Source organism: Gracilibacillus alcaliphilus (assembly GCF_016909015.1).
Taxonomy (GTDB): Bacteria; Bacillota; Bacilli; order Bacillales; family Amphibacillaceae; genus Gracilibacillus; species Gracilibacillus alcaliphilus.
The window spans coordinates 78677-86095 of sequence record NZ_JAFBFA010000023.1; the positions used below are offsets into that span (position 1 = coordinate 78677).

8 protein-coding genes are annotated in these 7419 nt (G+C 40.8%); all 8 read left to right on the plus strand.

Features of this window, described 5'->3' with window-relative positions:
• Positions 1-10 precede the first annotated feature (10 nt).
• The 8 genes from hslO to lysS all read left to right on the plus strand — a co-directional run bounded on the left by hslO (position 11) and on the right by lysS (position 7106).
• The gene (hslO, locus tag JOD18_RS15815; protein WP_204670099.1) at positions 11-886 is read left to right on the plus strand and encodes an Hsp33 family molecular chaperone HslO; all 876 of its coding nucleotides are present in this window, start codon (positions 11-13) and stop codon (positions 884-886) included.
• 180 nt (positions 887-1066) lie between these two features.
• The gene (gene cysK / locus JOD18_RS15820; protein WP_204670100.1) at positions 1067-1996 is read left to right on the plus strand and encodes a cysteine synthase A; all 930 of its coding nucleotides are present in this window, start codon (positions 1067-1069) and stop codon (positions 1994-1996) included.
• A 633-nt stretch (positions 1997-2629) separates the two neighbouring features.
• Positions 2630-3466, plus strand: a complete 837-nt coding sequence (folP, locus tag JOD18_RS15825) for a dihydropteroate synthase (RefSeq protein WP_204670101.1) — start codon at positions 2630-2632, stop codon at positions 3464-3466.
• On the plus strand, positions 3459-3824 hold the full coding sequence (gene folB / locus JOD18_RS15830) for a dihydroneopterin aldolase (protein ID WP_204670102.1): 366 nt from the start codon (positions 3459-3461) through the stop codon (positions 3822-3824). The genes folP and folB overlap by 8 nt, the downstream gene beginning before the upstream one ends.
• On the plus strand, positions 3821-4351 hold the full coding sequence (gene folK, locus JOD18_RS15835) for a 2-amino-4-hydroxy-6-hydroxymethyldihydropteridine diphosphokinase (RefSeq protein WP_204670103.1): 531 nt from the start codon (positions 3821-3823) through the stop codon (positions 4349-4351). The genes folB and folK overlap by 4 nt, the downstream gene beginning before the upstream one ends.
• Positions 4303-4509 carry a helix-turn-helix domain-containing protein gene (locus JOD18_RS15840; RefSeq protein ID WP_204670104.1) on the plus strand — a complete coding sequence of 69 codons (207 nt, stop codon included), beginning with the start codon at positions 4303-4305 and terminating at the stop codon, positions 4507-4509. Before folK ends, JOD18_RS15840 begins: the two co-directional genes overlap by 49 nt.
• Before the next feature lie 18 nt (positions 4510-4527).
• Positions 4528-5517 (plus strand): tRNA dihydrouridine synthase DusB, encoded by a 990-nt coding sequence (dusB, locus tag JOD18_RS15845; protein WP_204670109.1) that lies wholly within the window; start codon positions 4528-4530, stop codon positions 5515-5517.
• 107 nt (positions 5518-5624) lie between these two features.
• The gene (gene lysS / locus JOD18_RS15850; protein ID WP_204670105.1) at positions 5625-7106 is read left to right on the plus strand and encodes a lysine--tRNA ligase; all 1482 of its coding nucleotides are present in this window, start codon (positions 5625-5627) and stop codon (positions 7104-7106) included.
• The last annotated feature ends 313 nt before the right edge of the window (positions 7107-7419 follow it).

Sequence of the window (7419 nt, forward strand, 5' to 3'; positions counted from 1 at the left end):
AAGAAAATACATGGGTGATTTTTTATTAAAGGCAACGGGATTCAATGGAGAAGTCAGGGCCTATACTATTCAATCTACCGATACAGTGGAAGAAGCACGGGTGCGTCAAGATACATGGGCAACGGCATCGGCAGCCTTAGGCAGAACGATCACGATTTCTACCATGCTTGGTTCGATGTTAAAAGGCGAAGATAAGCTGACTGTAAAAGTAGAAGGGGACGGACCAATTGGTGCTATCATCGCAGACGCCAATGCAACAGGGGAAGTGCGTGGTTATGTTACCAACCCGCATGTCGATTTTGAATCGAACCAAATGGGTAAATTGGATGTCAGACGCGCGGTTGGGACAGAAGGAACTTTGAGTATTGTAAAAGATGTTGGTATGAGAAACCATTTTACAGGGCAGGTTCCGATCGTATCAGGTGAAATTAGTGAAGACTTTACTTATTATTTAGCAAATTCTGAGCAAGTACCTTCTGCAGTCGGTGCTGGTGTTTTGGTGAACCCTGACCATAGTATTTTGGCTGCCGGAGGGTTTATTGTTCAGATGATGCCGGGCGCAAGCGAAGATACAATTACGATGATTGAAGATAATATTGCAGCAATGCCGCCTATCTCCCAATTGATTCAAGAAGGAAAAACACCTGAAGAGCTACTGGAAATCTTGTTGGGAAAAGATAATTTCAAAATCCATGAGCAGGTGCCAGTTCAGTTCTCTTGTCCTTGTTCCAAGGAAAGGTTAGAAACGGCTATTCAAAGCTTAGGCAATGACGAAATCGATGCGATGATCACGGAAGATCATGGTGCGACAGCCTCTTGCCATTTCTGTAACGAGGAATACAAATTTACAATAGATGAGCTCCGTGCCTTAAAGACGAAAGAATAAATAAAACAATGTACCGAGAGGGGAGGGGTCTTTCGTTTTCGCGGCGAGCGGGTATTCTATCGATATTTTTTTATGATGAAAATAACAGCTATTACCATTTATTTAGTTGACAATTCCCTTCGTATCATGTAAATTATATATTAAACCAATAATATTACTTGGAATTGAGGAGGAACTTGAATGAGTGTGGCTCAAAATATTGCAGAATTGATTGGAAATACCCCTATTGTCAAATTGAATCGTACGGCAGACCCAGATGGTGCGGATATTTATTTGAAGCTGGAATTTATGAATCCTGGAAGTTCTGTCAAAGATCGTATTGCTTTAGCTATGGTAGAAGCAGCGGAAGAGGAAGGCAAACTAAAAGAAGGCGATACGATTATTGAACCGACTAGTGGGAATACAGGTATTGGATTAGCACTTGTTGCGGCTATCAAAGGATATAAGGCTATTCTAGTTATGCCCGATACAATGAGTTTAGAACGTCGTAATCTATTACGTGCATATGGTGCGGAATTAGTATTAACACCAGGTGCAGAGGGAATGAAAGGTGCAATTGCCAAAGCAACAGAATTACAAGAGAAACATGGCTATTTTATGCCGCAGCAATTCAACAACCAAGCCAACCCAGACGTACATGCGCGTACAACAGGTAAAGAGATTGTGGAGCAATTCGGTGATGAACAGTTAGATGCCTTTGTATCAGGTATTGGTACAGGTGGTACAATTACTGGTGCTGGGAAAGTCCTAAAAGATCATTATAAAGATATTAAGATCTATGCCGTAGAACCTGCTGACTCGGATGTACTATCAGGAGGTACACCAGGTCCTCATAAAATCCAAGGTATTGGTGCCGGTTTTGTGCCAAATGTATTAAATACAGAGATTTATGATGAAGTAATTACAGTTACCAATGACCAAGCGTATGAAACTGCCAGAGAAGCAGCTAAAAGGGATGGCCTATTAGGCGGTGTCTCTTCTGGTGCAGCTATCTATGCGGCGAAACAAGTAGCGAAGAAGCTTGGCAAAGGTAAGAAGGTGCTGGCAGTAATCCCTAGTAACGGAGAGCGCTACCTATCTACACCACTTTATCAATTCGATGAAGAATAAATGATATGAACGACCATCTTACCCCAAGATGGTCGTTTTTTGATGGGGTAAGCAATTCTAAAAAGAGGATGTTCAAAAAGCCCAATAAAAATGACACAGCGAATTTCTGCGTTGACGATAGAGGAACTTCTACTAAGATCGTCCACATCGTGTGGACAACGCAGAAATCAACACTTCCTGTGCAAGTTCGTTACTTACGTATGAAAAGCATACGCTACCTGCGCCGCCTTGAACTTCGACGTACAGGACGTACTAGTGCAGGCGTTATGACAGGACGTCATGGCTTTAGCCTGCCGACGTACAGGATGTGCTAGTATCGGTGTTGCAACACGATGTTGCGAACTTAACCGATGATGGTCCTTTTTATCGCCCTTTTTGAACACGCACTAAAAGAATAAGAAGGAGAGTTGCCCTGGAAGTATGTATCGCTTTCCATAGACACGCTTTTTCGGAATGAATGGACATTTCACTTGGATGTATAGATGCCAAAAGGCTTATTACTATCCACTACTACAGAAATATCCTCTTTTCTACTTTATTTAGCATTTTTTCTAAACCTTTTGCAGGCAGATGTGTTATAATATCTTGTTATTGAAGAGTTACTATTAAGTTGTAGCGTGAGGATGGGTTTTTATGAAGAAATGGTTGCGTACCAATGTGAAAAACTACTATTACCCTGAAAAAACATTAATAATGGGCATTCTAAATGTCACACCCGATTCTTTTTCAGATGGCGGTAAGTATACTAATATGCAGCCCGCAGTAGATCAAGCGCTTAAAATGGAAGCAGAGGGTGCAGATATCATTGATATTGGCGGCGAGTCTACACGCCCTGGATATACACCCGTAACCGAAGCACAAGAAATAGAAAGAGTAGTTCCAGTTATAAAAGCAGTCAAAGAGCAAATCAAGATACCTATTTCGATCGATACTATGAAGGCAAATGTAGCTCAAGCCGCTGTTGAAGCAGGCGCCTCGATTATTAACGATGTCTGGGGTGCTAAGAAAGATCCGGAAATGGCAGCAGTAGCAGCCAAGAGCGGAGTACCTATTATTCTGATGCATAACCGGAGAGATATTCCTTATAAGTCACTCATGGATGATATCTTATCCGATCTGCAGGAGAGCATTGATAAGGTACTTGCGGCAGGGGTTAAGCCGGAACAAATCATTATTGATCCTGGTATTGGGTTTGCCAAAACATATGAAGAGAACCTACAAGTAATGCAGCAGATGGAGCGGTTTAGAGAACTTGATTATCCGGTCTTATTGGGTGTATCCCGCAAATCCGTTATTGCTAAAACGGTAAATTTACCAGCAGATCAACGGGATGAAGCGAGTGGTGCCGCGGCGGCCTTTGGGATAACTAAAGGGTGTGAAATTATCCGTGTGCACAATGTGAAATTACATGCGAGAATGGCCCAAATGATGGATAAGCTAATGAATAAAGGTAGTGATATAAATGGATAAGATTCAATTAAATCAAATGACTTTTTATGGATTTCATGGTGTGTTCCCAGAAGAGAAAAAGCTTGGACAACGTTTTTTAGTTGATCTTACATTAGAATTGGACTTGCGCCAAGCAGGTGAGACCGATGATTTACAACATTCGATTGATTATGGCCTCGTTTATCAATTAACTAAAAATATTGTGGAAGGTCCCTCCAAGAAATTGGTTGAGACAGTCGCGGAAAATTTGGCAAGTGAACTATTGGCTTATTTTGATTCATTGCAGGCATGCAGAGTGAAAGTAATCAAACCGGATCCCCCTATACCAGGCTATTATCAATCTGTTGCAGTGGAGATATACAGGGAGAAGCAAGTATGAATACCGCCTATATTGCGTTAGGATCCAATATAGCACCGCGGTTAGACTTTTTGACTCAGGCAATTGAACTGCTACAGCAGCAAGAAACCATTAACATTACGAAGCAGTCTTCTATCTATGAAACAGAACCGGTAGGATTGGTAGAACAGGATCCATTTTTAAACATGGTCATTTCGTTAGAAACGGAATTAAAGCCAGAAGAACTGTTAGACACTTGTCAACAGATAGAACAATTACTGGGAAGAAAGAGAGACATTCGTTGGGGGCCAAGAACGATAGACCTTGACATTTTGCTGTATAATCAAACGTATATTGAATCTGATCGTTTACTAATACCACACCCAAGATTGCATGAAAGAGCATTTGTATTAATACCATTAGCTGAAGTAAGTCCTTCTCTCTATATAAGAGGTCTTGACCAGACTATCTCGGAGTTACTCACCCAATTACCGTTACAAGACAAAGAAGGAGTAATAGCATGTCAACCAATAGAAGGGGTAAACGAATCAAAGCCTTTCGAAAATTGAAAGGTTATACCCAAATCAGTTTTGCCGAAGCTATCGGTATGTCTGTCACTTATCTGGGAGAAATTGAAAGGGGCAGAAAAGAACCGACCACAGAGCAATTAAAGAAAATTACAGAACAGCTAGGAATTACCTTAGAAGAGTTAGATCCAGATGCATGAAAAAAGGAGGGGAATATGATGTGGAAGGTAGATGATATCACGATTAAGAATCAAGTTGTCTTAGCTCCGATGGCAGGTGTAAGTAACTGGGCGTTTCGGTTAACAGTCAAAGAATTCGGAGCAGGATTAGTTTGTGCAGAAATGGTCAGTGATAAAGGCATTGTCAGCAAAAATAAAAAAACGATGAATATGCTTTTTATTGATGAAGAAGAAAAACCAATGAGTTTGCAAATATATGGCGGCCATCGTGATACATTGGTAGAAGCAGCTCAATTTGTAGATAAAAATACGAATGCCGATATTATTGATATTAATATGGGCTGCCCAGTGCCCAAGATCACAAAATGTGATGCAGGTTCCCGCTGGCTGTTACAGCCTGATAAGATTTATGAAATTGTATCGGAAGTGGTACAGGCCGTAGATAAACCAGTAACAGTAAAGATGAGAACCGGGTGGGACAGCGATAGTATCTATGCCTTAGAGAATGCTCATGCCCTGCAAGAGGCTGGTGCCAAGGCAATTGCCTTACACGGCCGCACAAGGGAACAAATGTATGAGGGAAAAGCAGATTGGGATATTATCCGCCGTGTCAAAGAAGCTGTCCATCTTCCTGTGATTGGTAATGGAGATATTGATTCACCGCAAACAGCCAAACAGAGGTTGGAGGAGACTGGTGTGGATGCGATTATGATAGGGAGAGCAGCATTAGGTAACCCTTGGATTATGTATCAAACAGTTAAATACTTAGAAACCGGGGAATTAATCAATGAGCCGACACCAGCTGAGAAAATGAAGGTATGTCTACTGCATGCGGAACGCTTATTAAGGCTTAAGGGAGAGCGTGTGGCTATGATGGAAATGCGCAAGCATGCCGCATGGTATCTGAAAGGTTTAAAAGGCACCGGTAAGGTTCGTAATCTGATCAACCATATGGAAACGAAGGAAGAATTAGAGGAGTTACTGTATGATTATGTAGCGCAGCTGGAACAGAAGACAAGAGTTTCCTAGCGGCTAGCATTGACATAACGTTATTGCTTTTCTATACTAAAGCATGACTAAAATATTGCCGGTTTTTGTGATATACAAATACGATCTTTTTATTGAGGTGAAATAGAATGAGTGAAGAAATTAATGAGCAAATGCGGGTTCGCTTAGAAAAAATGGAAAGCTACCGTGAACAAGGGATAGATCCATTTGGCGACAAGTTTGTTCGTTCTGACTTAGCAGAAGAACTGCGTCAGAATTATGATGCTTTATCCAAAGAAGAGCTAGAAGAACAAGCGATTCAAACAACCGTTGCAGGGCGGATTATGACCAAGCGCGGCAAAGGAAAGGCTGGATTTTCTCATATTCAAGATTTAAGCGGTCAAATCCAATTATATGTTCGTAAAGACCAAATTGGTGATGAAGCATATGAAATCTTTAAATCAGCTGACTTAGGGGATATTGTCGGTGTAACAGGAACGGTTTTTAAGACAAACGTAGGGGAATTATCGGTAAAGGCAAAAGAATTTACGCTGTTAACTAAATCATTGCGTCCGCTGCCGGAGAAATTCCATGGTTTGAAAGATGTCGAACAACGTTACCGCCAGCGCTATTTAGATTTGATTACGAATATGGATAGCAAAAATACCTTTGTGTTGCGTAGCAAAATTATTCAATCGATGCGCCGTTATTTAGATGAACGAGGCTTCCTAGAAGTCGAAACGCCCATGATGCATAGCATTGCAGGCGGTGCCTCTGCCCGTCCCTTTAAGACACATCATAATGCTTTAGATATACCGTTATACATGCGAATTGCGATCGAATTACATCTCAAACGCCTGATTGTAGGTGGTATGGAAAAAGTTTACGAAATAGGCCGTGTATTCCGTAATGAAGGGGTATCCACGCGCCATAATCCAGAATTTACAATGATAGAGCTTTATGAAGCATATGCAGATTACAACGATATCATGAAGCTGGTGGAAGAGTTAGTAGCCCATATCGCAGAAGAAGTAACAGGTTCTACTATTATTACGTACGGCCAAGATGAGGTGGATTTAACGCCACAGTGGACAAGACTTCACATGGTGGATGCTATTAAAGAATATACAGGTGTCGACTTCTGGAAGCAGATGACAGATGAAGAAGCCCACGCATTAGCCAAAGAACATGGTGTGGAAGTAGATGGTAATATGACATATGGCCATATTGTCAATGAATTCTTTGAACAAAGAGTAGAAGATAAACTAATTCAACCGACCTTTGTTTATGGACATCCAGTAGCAATCTCACCATTAGCGAAGAAAAATAAAGAAGATGAACGTTTCACAGACCGTTTTGAATTGTTTATTGTGGGCCGAGAGCATGCCAATGCCTTCTCTGAGTTAAATGACCCAATTGATCAAAGAGAACGTTTTGAAGCACAAGTAAAAGAGAAAGAACAAGGAAATGATGAAGCGCATGAAATGGACGAAGATTTCTTAGAAGCTTTAGAATATGGAATGCCGCCAACTGGAGGGCTAGGTATTGGTATTGACCGACTTGTTATGCTTTTGACTAATTCTCCATCGATCAGAGACGTGCTGCTATTCCCACAAATGCGTAATAAATAAGCCAGTAAGCTATGCCTGAACAGGCATAGCTTACTAAAATCTAAAAAAAGTAAAAATTTATATTGACGTTTGAATTCTTTATATGGTATATTATTAAACGTCGCTGAAAACGGCAATTAAATATTGTAAACTTTCAGATGAAAAATAATCTTGAAAAGTTGTTGACAACAACCGTTGCAGGTGATAAAATATAAAAGCTGTCGCAAAAACAGCGAAACAACATTGATCATTGAAAACTGAACAAAACAACCAGTATGTAAAAGAAGAAAAAAGCAATATGCTAGCTTGTCAAAAGCGAGCACAAGACAACTAT